The sequence below is a fragment of the Thermoplasmata archaeon genome (genome assembly GCA_035632695.1).
Lineage (GTDB): Archaea > Thermoplasmatota > Thermoplasmata > RBG-16-68-12 > RBG-16-68-12 > RBG-16-68-12.
Genome location: DASQGG010000056.1, coordinates 13270 through 28374 on the forward strand (window position 1 = coordinate 13270; position 15105 = coordinate 28374).

General features: G+C 67.8%; 17 protein-coding genes and 1 tRNA gene. 9 read left to right on the forward strand and 9 right to left on the reverse strand.

Translation table 11 applies throughout. From position 1 onward, the window contains the following. Nucleotides 1-30: 30 nt before the first annotated feature. Nucleotides 31-1047 (reverse strand): archaeosine biosynthesis radical SAM protein RaSEA, encoded by a 1017-nt coding sequence (locus VEY12_04515; GenBank protein HYM39395.1) that lies wholly within the window; start codon nucleotides 1045-1047, stop codon nucleotides 31-33. 93 nt (nucleotides 1048-1140) lie between these two features. On the opposite strand from VEY12_04515, the gene VEY12_04520 reads away from it, so the two are divergent. The 3 genes from VEY12_04520 to VEY12_04530 are packed head-to-tail and all read left to right on the forward strand — an operon-like array spanning nucleotide 1141 to nucleotide 3322. Next, nucleotides 1141-2007, forward strand: coding sequence for a hypothetical protein (locus VEY12_04520; GenBank protein ID HYM39396.1), 867 nt, complete (start codon nucleotides 1141-1143; stop codon nucleotides 2005-2007). A gap of 4 nt (nucleotides 2008-2011) precedes the next feature. Further along, nucleotides 2012-2944, forward strand: coding sequence for a hypothetical protein (locus VEY12_04525; protein HYM39397.1), 933 nt, complete (start codon nucleotides 2012-2014; stop codon nucleotides 2942-2944). Nucleotides 2945-2956: 12 nt separating this feature from the next. Further along, nucleotides 2957-3322 (forward strand): hypothetical protein, encoded by a 366-nt coding sequence (locus VEY12_04530; protein HYM39398.1) that lies wholly within the window; start codon nucleotides 2957-2959, stop codon nucleotides 3320-3322. A gap of 48 nt (nucleotides 3323-3370) precedes the next feature. Here the strand turns inward: VEY12_04530 and VEY12_04535 are convergent, their stop codons facing one another. Next, nucleotides 3371-4801, reverse strand: a complete 1431-nt coding sequence (locus tag VEY12_04535; GenBank protein ID HYM39399.1) for an SAP domain-containing protein — start codon at nucleotides 4799-4801, stop codon at nucleotides 3371-3373. 117 nt (nucleotides 4802-4918) lie between these two features. Between VEY12_04535 and VEY12_04540 the strand changes: the two genes are divergently transcribed. Then, nucleotides 4919-4991 (forward strand) — tRNA-Thr (locus VEY12_04540). A gap of 23 nt (nucleotides 4992-5014) precedes the next feature. Here VEY12_04540 and VEY12_04545 read toward each other — a convergent pair. Both VEY12_04545 and VEY12_04550 read right to left on the reverse strand, forming a co-directional pair. After that, nucleotides 5015-5608, reverse strand: a complete 594-nt coding sequence (locus VEY12_04545) for a Rab family GTPase (protein HYM39400.1) — start codon at nucleotides 5606-5608, stop codon at nucleotides 5015-5017. Between the two features lie 40 nt (nucleotides 5609-5648). Further along, complete coding sequence (locus VEY12_04550) at nucleotides 5649-5897, reverse strand: hypothetical protein (GenBank protein HYM39401.1); 249 nt, start codon at nucleotides 5895-5897, stop codon at nucleotides 5649-5651. A gap of 148 nt (nucleotides 5898-6045) precedes the next feature. Here VEY12_04550 and VEY12_04555 point away from each other — a divergent pair, with 148 nt between their 5' ends. Both VEY12_04555 and VEY12_04560 read left to right on the forward strand, forming a co-directional pair. Continuing rightward, nucleotides 6046-6993, forward strand: a complete 948-nt coding sequence (locus VEY12_04555; protein ID HYM39402.1) for a DsbA family protein — start codon at nucleotides 6046-6048, stop codon at nucleotides 6991-6993. Between the two features lie 226 nt (nucleotides 6994-7219). Continuing rightward, the gene (locus VEY12_04560) at nucleotides 7220-7606 is read left to right on the forward strand and encodes a transcriptional regulator (protein ID HYM39403.1); all 387 of its coding nucleotides are present in this window, start codon (nucleotides 7220-7222) and stop codon (nucleotides 7604-7606) included. Between the two features lie 34 nt (nucleotides 7607-7640). Here the strand turns inward: VEY12_04560 and VEY12_04565 are convergent, their stop codons facing one another. Genes VEY12_04565 through VEY12_04580 form a run of 4 tightly spaced genes read right to left on the reverse strand, consistent with a single transcriptional unit; the run spans nucleotide 7641 to nucleotide 12665 of the window. After that, a complete protein-coding gene (locus tag VEY12_04565; GenBank protein HYM39404.1) occupies nucleotides 7641-8720 on the reverse strand; it encodes a glycosyltransferase in 1080 nt (359 codons plus the stop codon). Nucleotides 8721-8773: 53 nt separating this feature from the next. Further along, nucleotides 8774-9793, reverse strand: a complete 1020-nt coding sequence (locus tag VEY12_04570) for a glycosyltransferase family 2 protein (GenBank protein HYM39405.1) — start codon at nucleotides 9791-9793, stop codon at nucleotides 8774-8776. A gap of 28 nt (nucleotides 9794-9821) precedes the next feature. Beyond that, a complete protein-coding gene (locus VEY12_04575; protein ID HYM39406.1) occupies nucleotides 9822-10928 on the reverse strand; it encodes a glycosyltransferase in 1107 nt (368 codons plus the stop codon). 42 nt (nucleotides 10929-10970) lie between these two features. After that, the gene (locus VEY12_04580; protein HYM39407.1) at nucleotides 10971-12665 is read right to left on the reverse strand and encodes a hypothetical protein; all 1695 of its coding nucleotides are present in this window, start codon (nucleotides 12663-12665) and stop codon (nucleotides 10971-10973) included. A 97-nt stretch (nucleotides 12666-12762) separates the two neighbouring features. On the opposite strand from VEY12_04580, the gene tsaA reads away from it, so the two are divergent. The 3 genes from tsaA to VEY12_04595 all read left to right on the forward strand — a co-directional run bounded on the left by tsaA (nucleotide 12763) and on the right by VEY12_04595 (nucleotide 14641). Beyond that, the gene (gene tsaA, locus VEY12_04585) at nucleotides 12763-13257 is read left to right on the forward strand and encodes a tRNA (N6-threonylcarbamoyladenosine(37)-N6)-methyltransferase TrmO (protein HYM39408.1); all 495 of its coding nucleotides are present in this window, start codon (nucleotides 12763-12765) and stop codon (nucleotides 13255-13257) included. 190 nt (nucleotides 13258-13447) lie between these two features. After that, on the forward strand, nucleotides 13448-14161 hold the full coding sequence (locus tag VEY12_04590; protein ID HYM39409.1) for an alpha/beta hydrolase: 714 nt from the start codon (nucleotides 13448-13450) through the stop codon (nucleotides 14159-14161). A gap of 150 nt (nucleotides 14162-14311) precedes the next feature. Beyond that, nucleotides 14312-14641, forward strand: coding sequence for a hypothetical protein (locus tag VEY12_04595; protein ID HYM39410.1), 330 nt, complete (start codon nucleotides 14312-14314; stop codon nucleotides 14639-14641). On the opposite strand, the gene VEY12_04600 is transcribed toward VEY12_04595, so the two are convergent. Then, a partial coding sequence (locus tag VEY12_04600) for a DNA polymerase II large subunit (GenBank protein HYM39411.1) occupies nucleotides 14638-15105 on the reverse strand: 468 nt, incomplete at its 5' end. The two genes, VEY12_04595 and VEY12_04600, sit on opposite strands and share 4 nt — an antisense overlap.

Consider the following 15105-nt stretch of genomic DNA (forward strand, 5'->3'; position numbering starts at 1 on the left):
CTTGCTTGAAGCTGCCGGAGGATCGCGGTCCTAGGACTCGAGCGCGAACCGCGGATCGGCAGGCGTGCGCATGAACTCCTGGATGTCCGCGTACTCTCGCCAGAGCGCCCGGCATTCGCACGACAGGTCGGCGAAGTCCGTCCTCAAGGTTAGGGAGAACTCCTCGATCGCGTCGACGACCTTGCGGTCGCAGGTGCCGCAGTTGTGGGCGCCGCGGATCATGCCGCCTGCGGTGGGATGGCTTTTCACGTGCGCCTTGAGGTCCCGCGTCCGCTCCAGGACCTCGACGACGGACCAGAGCCACGGCGGCCGGTACTCGCCTCGACGGAAGAGGCGGTCGACGAGCGTGCGGCTCTGCACGTTCACGGGGTTGAAGGAGATCGTGTCGCTGTACGGATCGGCCTCGTGGCCCGAGGTGACCGCATCCTCGATGGCCTCGCGCTCCGTGAGGAAGGGCGGCTTGATCAGGAGGTACGTCTTGACCGTGGCCCCCGCCTCGTGGCACAAGCGTGCCGCCCGCGCATGCTCATCCAGCCCCCAGACCTTATTCACGCTCTCTCGGAGGACGCGGGGGTTGGTCGACTCCAGCCCGAACGCGACCTCGAGCGCGTCCACGAAGGTCATCGCGTGCTCGAGCTGGTCCTTCCGCAGGAGATGGGAGAGGGTCTCCACGATGACCTTGTCGCAACGGTCCCCGAGTTCCTTCAGGATCCGGTCGCGCATCTCGGGCACGACCTCGTGGTCGTCGAAGAAGTTCCCCGAGGTGTACACCTTGACCAGGGGCTGTCCGGTGTGCCTCCGGAGGACCGAGTCCAGCTGGTGCCCGAGGTCGGCCACGGACACCTCGCGGGCCACGTCGTTCACGTATCCGCACATGGAGCAACCCGAGGCCTGGGCCCAGTAGCAACCTCGGGTGCGGAAGATGATCACCCAGGCGTCCACGACCTTCCCATGGAGGAGATCCTTCTCGGTCCACGTGGAGATGTACTCCCGCGGGTCGAAGTCGTGCGGGTGGCGCTCATCCTTGACGATCTGTTGGAGGCGCATGGACGGCCGCTCGAACGAGCCACATGGGAAAAACCTTGCGGGCCCCGCATCGACAAAGGCTCTTCAACCGACTCGGTCTAGCCGCACCCTCGCATGATTCCGGCGACGAGCCTTGCACCCCTTGTCAACGCGTACACGATTCGGACCGGGCCGCCCAAGGCAATCCTCGTTCCCAAGGCCTCGTCCCTGGCGATCCTCCAAGACGTGACCGTGGGCGGCACCCTCCTCGCGAAGCAGGTGGTCTCCCTGAACCCGGCCACGGGACGGCGCACGGTGGCGCTGGGCGCGAACGGCGGGAAGTACGGGATCGAGGCCGACGGCGACCTCCACTTCTGCGTGGGGGGCCGCGCCCTGACGCCGCATGTCACGTGCGAGCTCCAGCATGCCACCGCATGGCTGCCAACGTTCCAAGCGGCGATCGGGACCGCCATGAGCGCGAGCGGCTGGTTCCGCTGCCTCTTCGAGCATCCCGGTTTCGCCGCGAACGACGACGCGCACATCTTCGAGATCCACCCCGTGCGCGCCGTCGCCCTCGCGGGGGTATCCCAGGCCTTTGACGTGGACCTTCCGGACCCCGCATCGATCCACACGTGGACCTCGCCCCATCCGCTGAACGTCCAGGATGGCAAGATCCGCGCCTCCTACGACCGCGCTGCGGACACCCTCACATTCACGAACATGGACGGCCAGGACGAGAACTACGTGAGCGTCCCCGGTGCGGTGAGTCAGGTTACCCCGGGAGCGGGCGGCGCTCCGTCCACATGCACGCTCACGAGCCCGGACATCGGCCACCCGATCGAGGTCATCGCGCTCGCGGGGACGCGGGCCGCGCGCCAACTCGCCTCCCTCGCCGCCGTGAACGTGACCCTCGTCGGACTCCGGAACATCGACTTGCGCCAGGCCCTAACGGGACGGTACGTGATCAACCTGCTCGCCATCGACATCCAACCCGGACCGTGACCCCATGCCGAATCTCTGCGTGACCCGCGCGATCAAGAACGCCCGCCACCTGCAGCAGAACGCTCCTCACCTCGTGCCCCGCGAGGAGCCGCCGGGAGGATTCGGGACGCGCGTCCCGCGCGAGCTCCTGGCCCGCCTGCACACCGCAGTGGATCCCAAGGATCTTGGTCGCGTCGCCGGCCTCGCGGAAGCCCTGCGCCGCTCGCCCCTGCCGCCGAAACGGACGTCCGCCTCGGCACCGCTGTTCCACGGCACGCTCGTGTTCGTCCAGATCACCTTCGCAACGGCTCGGGGTTCCGTGGCCGTGAACTCGGCCGACCTCGACACGGCGATTGCGTTCGCGCGCCTGGTGGCCGCGCCGATTTCTGGGTACGCGACCCAGTACGGTCCCAACGGGGTGGCCGTGGCCCCGGGTCCTGTGGCCTTTGCCGCGAACGTCCCCGGGGGCACGTACAATGACCAGACCCTCCAGGGCTGGGTGAACGCGATTGTGAGCCAGAACCGCCTGACCCCGGACACGTGCGTCGTGATCCTGAACCCGCCGGGCGTCGTGAACACGGACGCCGATCCGAAGCAGGGCGTCGGCGGCTACCATGGGTTCGCAAACGTCCCCTACGCGTTCGTGAACGTGATGGGTACCGGCCTCACGGTGAAGGACGAAGCGAACCTCTACGCCCTCGCCCTGAGTCACGAGATCGCGGAGATGGTGGTTGACCCTCGTGCGGATTTGGCGAACCCGGAGATCGCGGATCCGTGTGGTCCGAACTGCCAGACCGTCTGGATCGACTACTTCGACGCCTCGGGGCGATACCTCCAGACCCTCCAAGCCTTCCCGCCCCCCTTTCCCTACGGGTTCTTCATCAACGCGATCGTGAAACCAAGCGCCGCGACCCAGTGTCCCGCGCCGGGAAGCGCGTGCGACTACCCGCCGCCATGAGGGGGCCGGGAGATGGCCTCGAAGGGGAAGGATGCCCTGGAAGCCTGGAAGGCGGGCGGCGACCTGGACGCTCCGCTGCTGGACGCCGCGACCTCGGAGTTCCAGGACCTCCTCCGAGTGGAGTATGCGCTCGCGCAGCAGCTCGCGAAGGCGGGTCGAATCGAGGAGGCCACGAGTCAACTCTTGCAGACGAACGCGTTCGCGAGCGCGGTCGCCCAGAAGCGGCCCTCCCTGGTGACCAAGCTAGGTTCCGTGATTGCGGACCTCCGGGCCGCTCTCAGCGCCTTGGCGAACGCCCTCGGCGCCGCGCACTTCAGCGTGACCGTGGGCTTTCCCGGAGACGTCTCGGTGACCCTGACGTTCGACCTGAAGGCGTGACCCGTCTCGTCTCCCAGCGAGACCGGCACCCGCGTGCACCGCGGCGCGTCAGATCCGATCGCGGAGGCTGGACAGCCCGATGAGGGCACCGGCCGCGACGAAGAGGAACGCGAAGAACTCGATGAACGCGCCCAGGCCGTCCGAGAACGGGCTGTTCACCGCGAGGTTCACTGCGGGCGCGAGGACGCCGAACACCTCGTAGATGATCCAGAGGACCACGCCCACGCCGATGAGGCCCATGCCCATCGCGGGACTCGCGTGGTGGTGGATGACGATCGCAGGGCGCGAGATGCCGGTCGTCGTCGACGAGGCCGTCGCAGCGGGACGGGCAGCTGCCGCGATCGCCGGCTTGGGAAGGTCGGCCGGGGCGTACTTCTGGCACGCATCGCACCACCACCGCTGGTGCTGATCGATCCAGCGCATCGTTGCCCCGCACGTCGGGCACGCGCCCTTCGCGCGGGCCGCCGGGGCGTACCGCTGGCAGAAGTAGCAGTAGTACCGGTCGTATTGAGCGATGAAGGTCAGCTCGCGTCCGCAGTTGGGGCAGGGATGCTCGATCTTTGCCGCGGTGCGCGGCACCTCGACGACCACGGGTGACGACTCGGGTTTCTGGACTTGGACCACAGCCGCCGGAGCGGCATGCGTCTCGACGGTTGACGCGGCTTGTGCTTTGGGCGCGGGAGCGGGCTCCACGACGGCGACCGGCGTCGGGAACGCGGCCGCGGCGGGGACGGTCTCCTCGGCCGTCGTGTCAGGCTCCTCGCTCGGGGTCTCCTCCGCCTCGAGGTCGTGCAGGTAGCTGAGGAGACGCTCTTGGACCTGCTCCTTGGTGCCCGAGGGATCGAGGTTGTACGCCTTGCACAGGTCGATGAGCTCGGACTTCTTGAGCGTGAAGATCTTCACGCGGACGATTGCGGGCTTGGACGCCGCGAGCCTCCGGATCTCGGGGGAGGGCTCCGCGGGCGCCGGCTCGGAGGGCTTCTCTGCCGCCGCGGGCTCCGGGATCGCGGTTGGCGGGACTTCAAGGACTGCAGGTGGAGTGGCGGCCTCGGGCGTGGCCGCTGGGCGCCCCTGCGGGGTCGGCGCGACCGTGGGGACGGCGGGCGTCGGCGTGGCCGCGGAGACCAGAGTCGCCTCGGGAGAGGAGGGAGCGACGGCCAATTCGGTCGTTGCGGGCGCGATCGCGGCGGGTGGCGAGGAGGGCGTCGCGTTCGGCGCCGACGCGGCGGGAGCGATCTGCACGGGCGGTGTCTCCGCGGGCCCCGGCTCATCGGCCGCGTACGTGTTGCATCGGTAGCAGTAGAACCGGTTGTACTGGGTGACGAAAGACAGGACCCCGCCGCAGGTGGCGCAGCGCTTCGCGCCGCGGTCGCCGTATCCCTCGGGGGCGTACTGACCGCACCGGAGGCAGTAGTACCGCTGGTACTGCTCGAAGAATGCGAGGGGAGTCCCGCAATTGGGACACGGCAGGTCGGCCACGGCGGTCGGAGCCGGGATGGGCGGGATAAAGGCTCTTCCCTAGTTCGCAGATTTGAGAGTAATTCCTGCATCCGAGGCGGGAAACCCTTTTACAGATGGCGGCGATGGGCGGACCGCGCCACCCTAGCTCAGTCGGTAGAGCAGCCGCCTTGTAAGCGGCAGGTCGGGAGTTCGATTCTCCCGGGTGGCTTTCCCCGCGTGGTGGGTGGGAGGTCAGTCGCCGGTTCCGTTCCCGCGCATCGCATTGTGGACCACGCGGGCGCCCAGGCGACGGAACGCCTCTTCCACGTTGGACCCGTTCTTCGCGGAGGTCAGGAAGAGATCCGCCCCGAGGACCTCGGCGGCCTGAACGGCCTCCGCGGTCGTGAACTGGGCGTCCCCGGTGAGGTCGGACTTGTTCACCGCGACCACGATGGGCACCTTGCCCGTGACGCCTTCGACGGACGCGATCCAGTGCTTCAGGTCCTCGAGGCTGTCCTTCTTCGTCAGGTCGGCGACCGCGAGCACCCCCTTCGCGTCGAAGAAGTATGCGTCCTTCAACATCTCCCGGAACCCGGGCTGGCCCATGATGTCCCAGATCATCAGGTCGATGTCCGCGTCGAGGCCCTGGGAGGGGTTCGTCACCCGGACGGGCTTCTTGGACACCTTCGTGCCCACCGTGGTCAGGTAGTGGTCGTCGAACGCGTCCATGACGTAGCGGCGGACGAGGGACGTCTTGCCCACCGCGGGGTTGCCCACGAGGCACACCTTGGCCTTGAAGTGCTTCCTCGCCTTCATCTCGGCCTGGTCGGGAATCGACGCGGTCATAGCACGGATCTCCTTGGGGCTCCTTGGTTCCTCCCGACGATCACTTGTCCTCGGACGTCGCGGGAGGCGTCAGCTGCAGGGACATGTACACCCACATGAGCTCCTCGCGCTCGAAGTCGCCGAGCCTCGCGTCGCCCAGGTAGGTCTCGTAGAGGGGCGTGATGTCGTAGTCCGATCGGGCGCTCATGGACAGGTTGAGGACGTACTCCGTGAGCAGGTGCACGCTCTCGGGCTTCACCCGGATGCCGCCCGACACTTCGACCTGCGGGCTTCCGCGCAGGAACCGCATAACCACACCGCGCTCTAGGTGCGTCGTCGTCGAAGGTGCACTTAACGCTTCCTCGTCCGTTCCGCGCCGTGAAAACAGGATGCGCCGGGCGCCGAGCGGCTTCCCGTACGCAAGATTAAGGGGCGGGGGCGCCTGCCGTGCGCCGACCATGGCGCCCGCCATCGCCACGGCGATCGAGACGGGTTCGACCCCGCGGGCTGCGCCCGGCCGCGTCCAGGTCACCTGGTTCACGGACCCCATCAACGTCTGGTGCTGGGGCTGCGAGCCCGCGATCCGCCGCCTCCAGGTGCGGTACGCCGCGACCGTCGAGGTCGGCGTGGTCATGGGCGGCCTCTTCGAGGACTTTGGCCCGATCTTGGAGTACTGGTCCCGGATGTCCGGGGGACGGTGGCAGGACTCCGTGCGAGCGTTCCTGGACGCCGTGGGGGCGCACCATCGCATGCCCATGGACGTGTCCCGAATGATGGTGTCCCTCGACGACCTCAAGTCGACGTGGCCCTCCTGCATCGCGGTGAAGGCCGCGGGACTCCAGGGGAAGGGCCGGGAGTACCCCTACCTGCGGCACTACCGCGAGGCTATGTACCTCGAAGGTCGGAAGACGACCACGCGTGCGGTCCAGATCGAGCTGGCCGCGGAACTCGGGCTCAATGCGGAGGCGTTCATCCGAGCGCTCGACGACGGCTCGGCGGAGGCGGCCTTCCACGCCGACCTCGATACGTGTCGTTCCAAGAGCGTCACCGGCTTCCCCACGTTCGAGCTGCGCCGCGACCCCGCGACCGCGCGCCTGGACGGGTGGCAGCCGTGGGACGCGTTCGACGAGGCCCTCCAGGAATTCGCGCCGGACGTGTACCCAACCCCCCTGGATGCGACCACGGAGAACGTCCAGACCCTTCTCCGCCGCTTCGAGCGGTGCGCGACCCTCGAGGTGGCCGCGATCCTCGGGGTGACGGACGACGAGGCGGAGATCCTGCTCGAGGACTTGGAGGTCCAGGGGGCGGTCCGCCGTCGCGAAGTCGGGACGGGGCTCATCTGGGAGGTCGCCCGCGGCCCTCGGAAGGACGTGGGTCTGCAGACGGAGGGCGCCGCGGAACACTGATTCCGGAGAAAGCTCCCGCTCCCCCGGACGGACTCCGCGACCACGGCACGCGAACTGTCGCGGGCCATGGAACGGGCTTGTGGGCGAGGTCAGGCGGGAGGGTGCCCGATTCCAGGGACACCGATGGCACCGCGTTCCGCGCACCCATGAGCCGCCGCCCTTTTACCTCAGGGTTAAATACAGCGTTATACAGTTAGACCGCTAGCCTGGGATCCAGGCCATCCCCATGCAACAGCCTCAGGAAGTCATCGTGGCGAAGCTCCTGCCGACGATTCGTGCTCGGCTCGCGAAAGAGCTCCTCCGCACGTACGGGATGAAACAGGTGGACGTGGCCCGGTCCATGGGAATCACTCAGGCCGCGGTGAGCCACTACAACACGCAGAGCCGCGGCGTAGACCAGGACATGCTCCGCCGCTTCCCGGAGATCAAGGCGTTCGTGGACAAGCTCGCGGGCCGGATCGCGGACGGGATGTCCATGTCCCAGCAGATCTCCACGATCAACGAGTTTTGCTCGGGACTCATGCAGACGGCCCGCTTCTGCGACTACCACAAGAGCCTCGGGGACATCGACCCGAACTGCACGGCCTGCTTCGAGATGCCGCCGAAACCGTGACCCGGTCCCTCGCGGCCGTTGTTCGATGCACTCGTCACGAGGGATGTCGTTCGAGGGCGGCTTTCATCCTGGCGACAAAGACCTCTTCGTCGAACTCATGTGCCCGGGCCGCGCACGCCTCCCGCATCGCGACGAGGGCCGTATCATCCAACTGGCGAATGGTGCCCGCGAACGCCTCGGCGGACGGCGGGAGCAGGTATCCTGTCCTTCCGTGCACCACGGTCTCGCGGTAGCCACCCTCGTTCGTCGCCAGGACGATCTTCCCTGCGGCCATGGCCTCCACGGGCGTGATCCCGAAGTCCTCATCCACCGCCGTGGTCACCAACCCACGGCACCGGGCGTACAGGTCCACGAGTTCGGCGTCCGTGATCTCGCCCAGGAGCGTGACGTTCGGCGGTGGCCGGAGTCCTGCGACGTAGCGTTCCGTCCAATCGCCCTTCGAGTAACCGCCAACGATCACGAGCTTCTCGGAGGGCAGCTGGCGGAAGGTCTCGAGCTGGAGGTCGATCCGCTTCTCCGGGTAGAGTCGGCTCACGGAGAGCCAGAAGTCGCCGATCTCGCGGAAGCCGAGGCGGGATGTCTGCACGGGCGGATAGATCACGTCCGCCTGGCGGCCGTAGTATCGCTGCACGCGGGCGCGGACGTTCTCGCTGATGGCCGTGATGCGGTCGCAGTGCGCCACAGCGCGGCGATCGAGCGCCGCGTGCGCGCCGATCCAGAGGCGTCCCGCGAAGCGGCGAGAAACGGGCTCTCGGGCCAAGGTTGCCGCACGCTGGTCGTAGAACATCCGTGTGGGTGTCAGGCAATAGTACAGGTTCGGGTGGTGGTGCTTTGCTGCGAACTGCGCCCAGTTCCCGGAGACGACGTAGAAGTCGTATCCGGGCAGTCGAGCGCGGAGGAACCGCCACGTCGCCTGGATCTGCTTCCAGGGGGGTCCGGCCCGGAGGTGCCCCAGAGGGATCACGTGCACGCCCGCGAATCCCGCTCGCCCGAGGATACCCGGATCGAACTCCGTCGTGACGACGTCTGCGCCCAGTCGTTTCCCGAGGGTGAGGGCCACGCGCTCCCCGCCGCCCACGGTCTGGAGAAAGTCGTAGAAGACCGCGATCCTCAAGGTGTCACCCACACCGGGCTGGGGGCCCAAAGACACCGACGCCCTTCCACGGCTCAGGCCCCCACGGACTGCCGCAGGGGCACGCCGTACGTCCGGAGCCATCGGCCCACCTCGGCCACGCTCACCGTCCGGCCGCGGTACCGGAGTCGGCGTTTCTCCAGAGCGGAGCCGAGGCGTGCGTACGCATCGAGACGCGCTTGCGCGTGCACCCGTGCCGAGCCGCCCCCATCCGCGGCGATCGAGTCTGCGTCGGACGTCCGGACGCGGCCGGGGAACTGGGAGGCCGCGAGCCGCGCGGCGTTCCACGGGATTCCCGCGGCCACGTGCCGCCACGGATAGTTCTGGACCAGGGTCCACACCCGGTTCCGCTCGCACTGGTACTGCCTCCAGGGCGAACGACGGCCGACGGACCCGGAGTACTTGTGGTACACCACCGCGCCGCACGCGAAGCGCGCCTCCCATCCCGCGAGTCGCGCTCGCCACGCGAGGTCCACGTCCTCGTAGTAGGCGACGAAGTCCTCGTCGAACAAGCCCACTCGCTCCAGGAGCCGGCGACGGTAGAGGCCGGCCCCCGCCGAGGGGCCGAAGACGTCCGCATGGGCATCCATTTCCCCGTCGTCCGGCGTGTTCCAGCTCCGGTCCATGGAGCTGCCATCGCGGGCGATCACGATCCCCGTGGAGTTCAGGGTCCGCGGCTTGTCCATGAAGAGCATTTTGGAGGCCACCATGCCCACGCGCGGGTCGTCCGCCGCCGCGACCAGGGAGGCGAGCCACTCGGGGTCCACGCGCACGTCGTTGTTGAGCGCCACCACGAACTCGGCGTGCGGATCCTCGAGGGCCCGCGCGAAGCCCGCGTTCATTCCCCGCGCGAAGTGCAGGTTCTCGGGCATCCGGAGGAGCGCAGCCTCGGGAAACTCCTCGTCGACGATCCGCCACGACGCGTCCGGCGAGGCGTTGTCCACGACGAGGACGCGCAGGTCCCGGTACGTCTGGGCGAACAGGGACCGGAGGCATTCGCGGAGGTAGTCGTGCCCGTTCCAGTTCAGCACGACCACCGTGGCTTGGGAGCCCATGGTCCCGCTGCGGTAGGGAGGAGGAGCATTAGAACTTCGCGGGCAGTGAGGCCGCGGCCGCGGCCGTTTCGCCGAGAATGCTCGTCATCCTCGCCACGAACGCGGAGGCATCGAAGGCCCTCGCACGGTCTTCGCACGCGGAACGCATGGAGGCCAGGACCTCGGGCGTCGCCTCCCGGATCGTCGACGCGACCGCCTCTGGCGCCGCGGGGACGAGCCAGCCCGTGCGGCCCGGGATCACGGTCTCCCGATAGCCTCCCTCGTCCACGGCGACGACCGCCTTCCCGGACGCCATGGCCTCCACGGGTGTGATCCCGAAGTCCTCGTCCTGGGACGTTGCCACGAGACCGCGGCAGGTGGCGTACAGGTCCCGGAGGCGGGCCTCGTCCACCTCGCCGAGGAATTCCACGTTCGGCGGCGGATCGAGGGCCCGAATGAACCTCCGCGCGTCCATGCCGACCTGGGGACCGCCCGCGACGACGAGCCGCTCCTCGGGGAGACTTCGGAATGCCGCGACCTGGAGTGCAATCCGCTTCTCGTGGCTGAGCCGGTTCACGGAGAGCCAGAAGTCGCCGACTCCGGAGAAGCGGAAACGTCGCACGTCCACGGGCGGATACACGACGTCCGCGGTCCGGTGCAGGTAGCGCTCCACGCGCGCCGCGACGTTCCGGCTGTTCGCCACGATCCGCTGGACGTCGGCCACGTTCGCTTCGTACTTGGGTCGCGTCCGGTTGATCCACGTCCTCGCGGCCAGGCGTTTCGCGGGACTGAGGTCCGCGAGGAAGGTCCCTTCGAGGTCGAAGAAGACCCGCGCCGGGGTGTGGCAGTACCAGAGGTTGGGCTTGTGGGTTCCCGCGGCCGCGATGGCCCAGTTCCCGGAGAACACGTAGACGTCGTGGGGAGGAATCTCCGCGTGGTGGAACGCCTTCGCCTGCCGCGTCTGGCGGAGGAGCGGGGTCTTCGGAACCTTCTTGAGCTCCGTGACTCGGACGCCCTGGAAGCCCGCCTTCGTTGGGATTTCGGGGTTCAGGTCCGTCACGTACAGGTCCGCGTCGAGCGCCTGGGCCAGCGTTAGGACGAGGCGCTCACCCCCGCCAATGAAGCTCATGTGATCGTGCAGGATCGCGACGCGCATGGGTCGCGGCCCCATGAGCCCGCGGACCATAAAGGGTTGGTCTCAGCAGGAGCCGTCGCAGCCCCAGGCGATCCAGTACACCTGGGCGTACCCGTCGTCGTAGACCTTCACGAACGGGCTGGCGCTGAACTTGGCGATCGCCGCGGGAGACATGGGCACGGCAGGTTCCCAGACCCGGAGCTCGACGCCGTGGGTCTCCACCTGGTCCAGCCACACGTACGTCGCGTTCTGGGTCCCCGCGGGTGCGGCGATGGACACCAGGCCGGGCCTGGCGTCGCTCCATGTCGTCGCGAAGAAGGGCGCGACGGTCGTGTCCCACGTCGCGTTCACGCCCCCGAAGCCGAACAGGTTCGTGGACGCCATATGGTCCGCGGCGACCAGGCCTCGCAGGTTGCCGTGGGCCCAGTACACGCCGTCCATGGCCACGGGCTGCGTGGCCTCGTTCCACCCGGCGACGAAGCTCGGGGGTGGGATCGCGAACGCGAAGTTGCCCGCGAGGAGGGCGCAGCCCGCAACGACCGCCGCGGTGCGGCGGGCACGCGTCGGCGAGGCGAGGTCCAGAAGGCGGAAGAATCCGACGCCGGCCAGGATGCCCACGGGGACGATCAGGTACTCGATGTGGCGGTACGGGATTAGCACGCGGGTGGCCACCACGCTGCCCGCGAGCGCAGACACGGCGAGGGCCAGGAACCAGGCGGAGACCGCCGTCCCGTGCGGCATGAAGTCGAAAGACTTGCGACCCGCGGACGAAAAGGCGAGCAGGATGAGCAGCGGCGCGAAGTCCACCAGGATGATGGGCGGCAGGCTGACCGAGGTTCCGGGGACGGCCCCGAGGACGGTGCCCGCGGCGAGCCCGACCACGAACCCGAGGGCGAGGCCGAACATGGCCAAGGAATACCGCAAGTCCGGGTAGCGCGGGCGGTATCGCCACGTGACGCGGCCCCGGGCTCGGACGGCGAGCGCGAGGACCAGGAGAAGGCCGCCGAAGGCCACGAAGAGGATCCACCAGGGCTGCACGTTCACGTCGACGAGGATGTTGTCCCGGAACGGCGCCGCGTATCCGAACCAGTACGCGAGCGTCCCCACGAGGAGGAAGCCCGCGTAGCCGACCTCCCGCTTGGCGCCCGCGTCCCAGACGAACGGCCGCAGAAGGCCGCGAAGGACGAGCGCACCCAGGACCATGAGGATCACGAAGTACGCGCTCAGGTGGTGGGTCGTGATCAGCGTGGCCGTGACCAGGACGAGGGGGAGGGCGACTCGAGGATCGCGGCGGAGTCGGAGGAACAGGAGGAGGGATGTGAAGGCGAGGAGGTCGCCCAGCGTGGCGGGGGCCGTGTGCGACGTGGCGTACACATGGGGCATGACGCCCGCCACGAACGCGGCGACGAACAAGGCGACGCGGCGGTCGTGGACGATCTCCTCGGAGAGCAGGAAGATGGGCAGGACCGCAAGGGCCCCCAGGATCGGAATGAGGAGGTTCAGGACCGTGGGCAGGTCGAGCCCTCCAAGTCCGACGAGGGCCTCTTGAGCGAAGAACATCCCCGGAAACCACGGATACGTGCTCCCCCAGCCCACGTAGTGCACTGGCATGTGGCCGTACACGGTGAGAAACCGAAGGATGCCGAAGTACTCCCCGAAGTCCGAGCCCCAATACAGGCCTCCGAGGAGCGGAGAGAGCCGGATGCCGACGGCCGCGAGGGCGATCGCCGCGAGGGCGACGCCCGTGGACTTCCTCATCCGGCCGACCATTGGCGAACGCTACTTGAGGGTTGCCCTACGCGGTCCGCCTACGGCGGGCCAAAGAGCTATGCCGCGGCGGCCCACTTGCGGAGCCATGTCCCTCACGCTGCAGCCCGTCGGCGTCGTTCACGGCGGGCTGCCCCCTCCGGGTTCCGACAAGCCGCGACCGACCGATTTCAGCGAACTCGAGGGCCGCATCGAAGTCTTCCCTGAGTACGCTCCAGCCCTTGATGGGATCGACGGGTTCTCCCACCTGTTCATCCTCTCCCATCTCGACCGGCAGAAGGCGGGCGGGAAGGGGCTGCTCCGGGTGAGTCCGAGGCTGCATCGAGGCTCGGACGTCCCCGTGGAGAAGGCGCCCGAGGTCGGGGTGTTCGCCACGGATTCCCCCGCCCGTCCCAATCCGATCGGCCTGACCCTGGTCAGGCTCGTGGCGCGGCAAGGGAACGTCCTCATCGTCCAGGGGGTCGACGTGTACGACGGCACTCCGGTCCTGGACCTGAAGCCGTACCGGGCGGACTACAAGGCGGAGCGGCATGTCGTCCCCCGGTGGGCCACGGAGGGCGACCCGGAACGGAACCCCCTCTGATGGGTTCGCGCGGCCCCTGACGTCCGGGGACACAAAGGTACTTGCCGCTCATAGAGCCGAGAGAGAAAAGCCTTCGCCGTTTACCGTGCGCTGCTTCGCCACTGCCCTCTCACGCTGGGCCGCCCGGTGAAATGACCGCGCAATGGATTTGGCCCTGGATGGCCTAGCGCAATCAAAGGATGAGCTCGCTATGACCCAATTCGTCCTGGTCCCCGGCGCATGGCTGGGGGCATGGGCCTGGAAGAAGGTCGTCCCTCCCCTCGAGGAGCGCGGCCACGTCGCCTGCCCCGTCACGCTCACCGGAGTGGCCGAGCGGGCGCATCTCGCCTCGATGGACGTAGGGATGGAGACCGGGATCCAGGACGTCCTGAACGTGATCCACTACAACGATCTCGACGACGTGGTGCTCGTGGGGCACAGCTTCGCGGGCAAGGTCGCCGCCGCGGTGGCGGATCGCGCGGCCGACAGGATCCGCATGGTCCTGTACCTGGACGGGTTCAGTCCGAAGAAGGTCCGGACCCCTCAAGGGAGCTTTCCCGACGAATTCCCGGTCACCGGCTCCGTGGTCCCCTTCCCGGAGGAATTCCTGGGCGTCGTCGGGAAGGACGTTCAGGGGACGGACCGCAAGTGGTTGCTCTCGAAAGCCTCCCCGCTCCCGGTCCGGTACCTCCGCGATCCGATTATCCTCTCCGCGAAGTACGATGCAGTCAAGAAATCGTACATCTATTGCACGGGCGGGGACACGCTCGCCTGGTACCTCTCGCAGGCGCCGGGCCGCAGTGTGGACGAGGTGCTGAAGGAGAGGCTGGACGGGCCCTACCGGCTCATCGAGTCGGGCCATTACCCCATGATTACGAAGCCTCGGGAACTTGCCGAGGCGATGATTTCCTTGTCCGGCACGTGAGCCCAGCGGGGCTCGAAGACGGGCTTGGGCCCCGACTCCCGCGCGCGAGGTGCCGCGGTGGACATCGACTCGCCAAGGACGGCCATGGGACGCCTTTCCGTTTGGGCCGTCCGAAAGGTATTTGCCGGGCGGCCCTCTAGCCCGGCCCGCATGAACCGCCGTTGCCCCAACTGTGCCGCCGAGTTGCCCGACGACGCGGTCTGGGTCTGCCCCGCCTGCGACTACACGCTGCGGACGCCCGCGATCGCCAAGGTCGGCATCCTGTTCATGTTCCTCGGCCTCGTCCTCGTCGGCGCCTACGTGATCGGACCCCAGAACGTCGGTCTCACATCGGGAGCGGTGCCGACGGACCTCGCGAACCTGATGGTCGCGAACTTCCCATACCTGGTCGTGGCCACGTTCGCTCTCGGCATGTTCCTCATGTTCGTCGGAGCCCTGTTCGTCCGACGTGAACGGAACCGGGTCGCCGCGGGCGTTTAGAAGAAGTCGTCGAGCTTCAGGTCCTGCGTCTTGTCGTTCGTGAACAAGGAGGTGATTGCCTCCTCGATGAGGTCGATCCGCTGCCGCAGGTAGTTCGAGACCTCGAACTGGCTGCTGATCTTCTTCGAGATCTCCAGGTACTTCTTGACCGAGCTCTCGTGGACCGTGAGGGTGAGATTGCCTCCGCACGCCAGGCACTTCCCGCGGAGCGGCATGCGCCGGAACTTCTCCCCGCACTTCGTGCAACGGACCTGCTGGCTCGAGAACGCTTTCAGGTTGCCGATCAGGTCCGGGAGGAAATGGTGGACGACGATGCGCGCGACCACGTCGTTCGGGTCGACGGCGCGGATCTTGAGGGCGAGGTCGAGCTGCTTGTCGATCTTCTCGAACATGGAGCCTTCCCCGTACGCGGAGGCGAGCGGCCCCGCAGCGATGTTGGACGTCTCGTGCGTGTACGCGAACCC

Excerpts from the sequence above, each read along its gene's own strand:
- VEY12_04515 (HYM39395.1), bottom strand. The coding sequence starts at position 1,047 with ATGCGCCTCCAACAGATCGTCAAGGATGAGCGCCACCCGCACGACTTC.
- VEY12_04520 (HYM39396.1), top strand. The coding sequence starts at position 1,141 with ATGATTCCGGCGACGAGCCTTGCACCCCTTGTCAACGCGTACACGATT.
- VEY12_04525 (HYM39397.1), top strand. The coding sequence starts at position 2,012 with ATGCCGAATCTCTGCGTGACCCGCGCGATCAAGAACGCCCGCCACCTG.
- VEY12_04530 (HYM39398.1), top strand. The coding sequence starts at position 2,957 with ATGGCCTCGAAGGGGAAGGATGCCCTGGAAGCCTGGAAGGCGGGCGGC.
- VEY12_04545 (HYM39400.1), bottom strand. The coding sequence starts at position 5,608 with ATGACCGCGTCGATTCCCGACCAGGCCGAGATGAAGGCGAGGAAGCAC.
- VEY12_04550 (HYM39401.1), bottom strand. The coding sequence starts at position 5,897 with ATGCGGTTCCTGCGCGGAAGCCCGCAGGTCGAAGTGTCGGGCGGCATC.
- VEY12_04555 (HYM39402.1), top strand. The coding sequence starts at position 6,046 with ATGGCGCCCGCCATCGCCACGGCGATCGAGACGGGTTCGACCCCGCGG.
- VEY12_04560 (HYM39403.1), top strand. The coding sequence starts at position 7,220 with ATGCAACAGCCTCAGGAAGTCATCGTGGCGAAGCTCCTGCCGACGATT.
- VEY12_04570 (HYM39405.1), bottom strand. The coding sequence starts at position 9,793 with ATGGGCTCCCAAGCCACGGTGGTCGTGCTGAACTGGAACGGGCACGAC.
- VEY12_04575 (HYM39406.1), bottom strand. The coding sequence starts at position 10,928 with ATGCGCGTCGCGATCCTGCACGATCACATGAGCTTCATTGGCGGGGGT.
- VEY12_04580 (HYM39407.1), bottom strand. The coding sequence starts at position 12,665 with ATGAGGAAGTCCACGGGCGTCGCCCTCGCGGCGATCGCCCTCGCGGCC.
- tsaA (HYM39408.1), top strand. The coding sequence starts at position 12,763 with ATGTCCCTCACGCTGCAGCCCGTCGGCGTCGTTCACGGCGGGCTGCCC.
- VEY12_04590 (HYM39409.1), top strand. The coding sequence starts at position 13,448 with ATGACCCAATTCGTCCTGGTCCCCGGCGCATGGCTGGGGGCATGGGCC.
- VEY12_04595 (HYM39410.1), top strand. The coding sequence starts at position 14,312 with ATGAACCGCCGTTGCCCCAACTGTGCCGCCGAGTTGCCCGACGACGCG.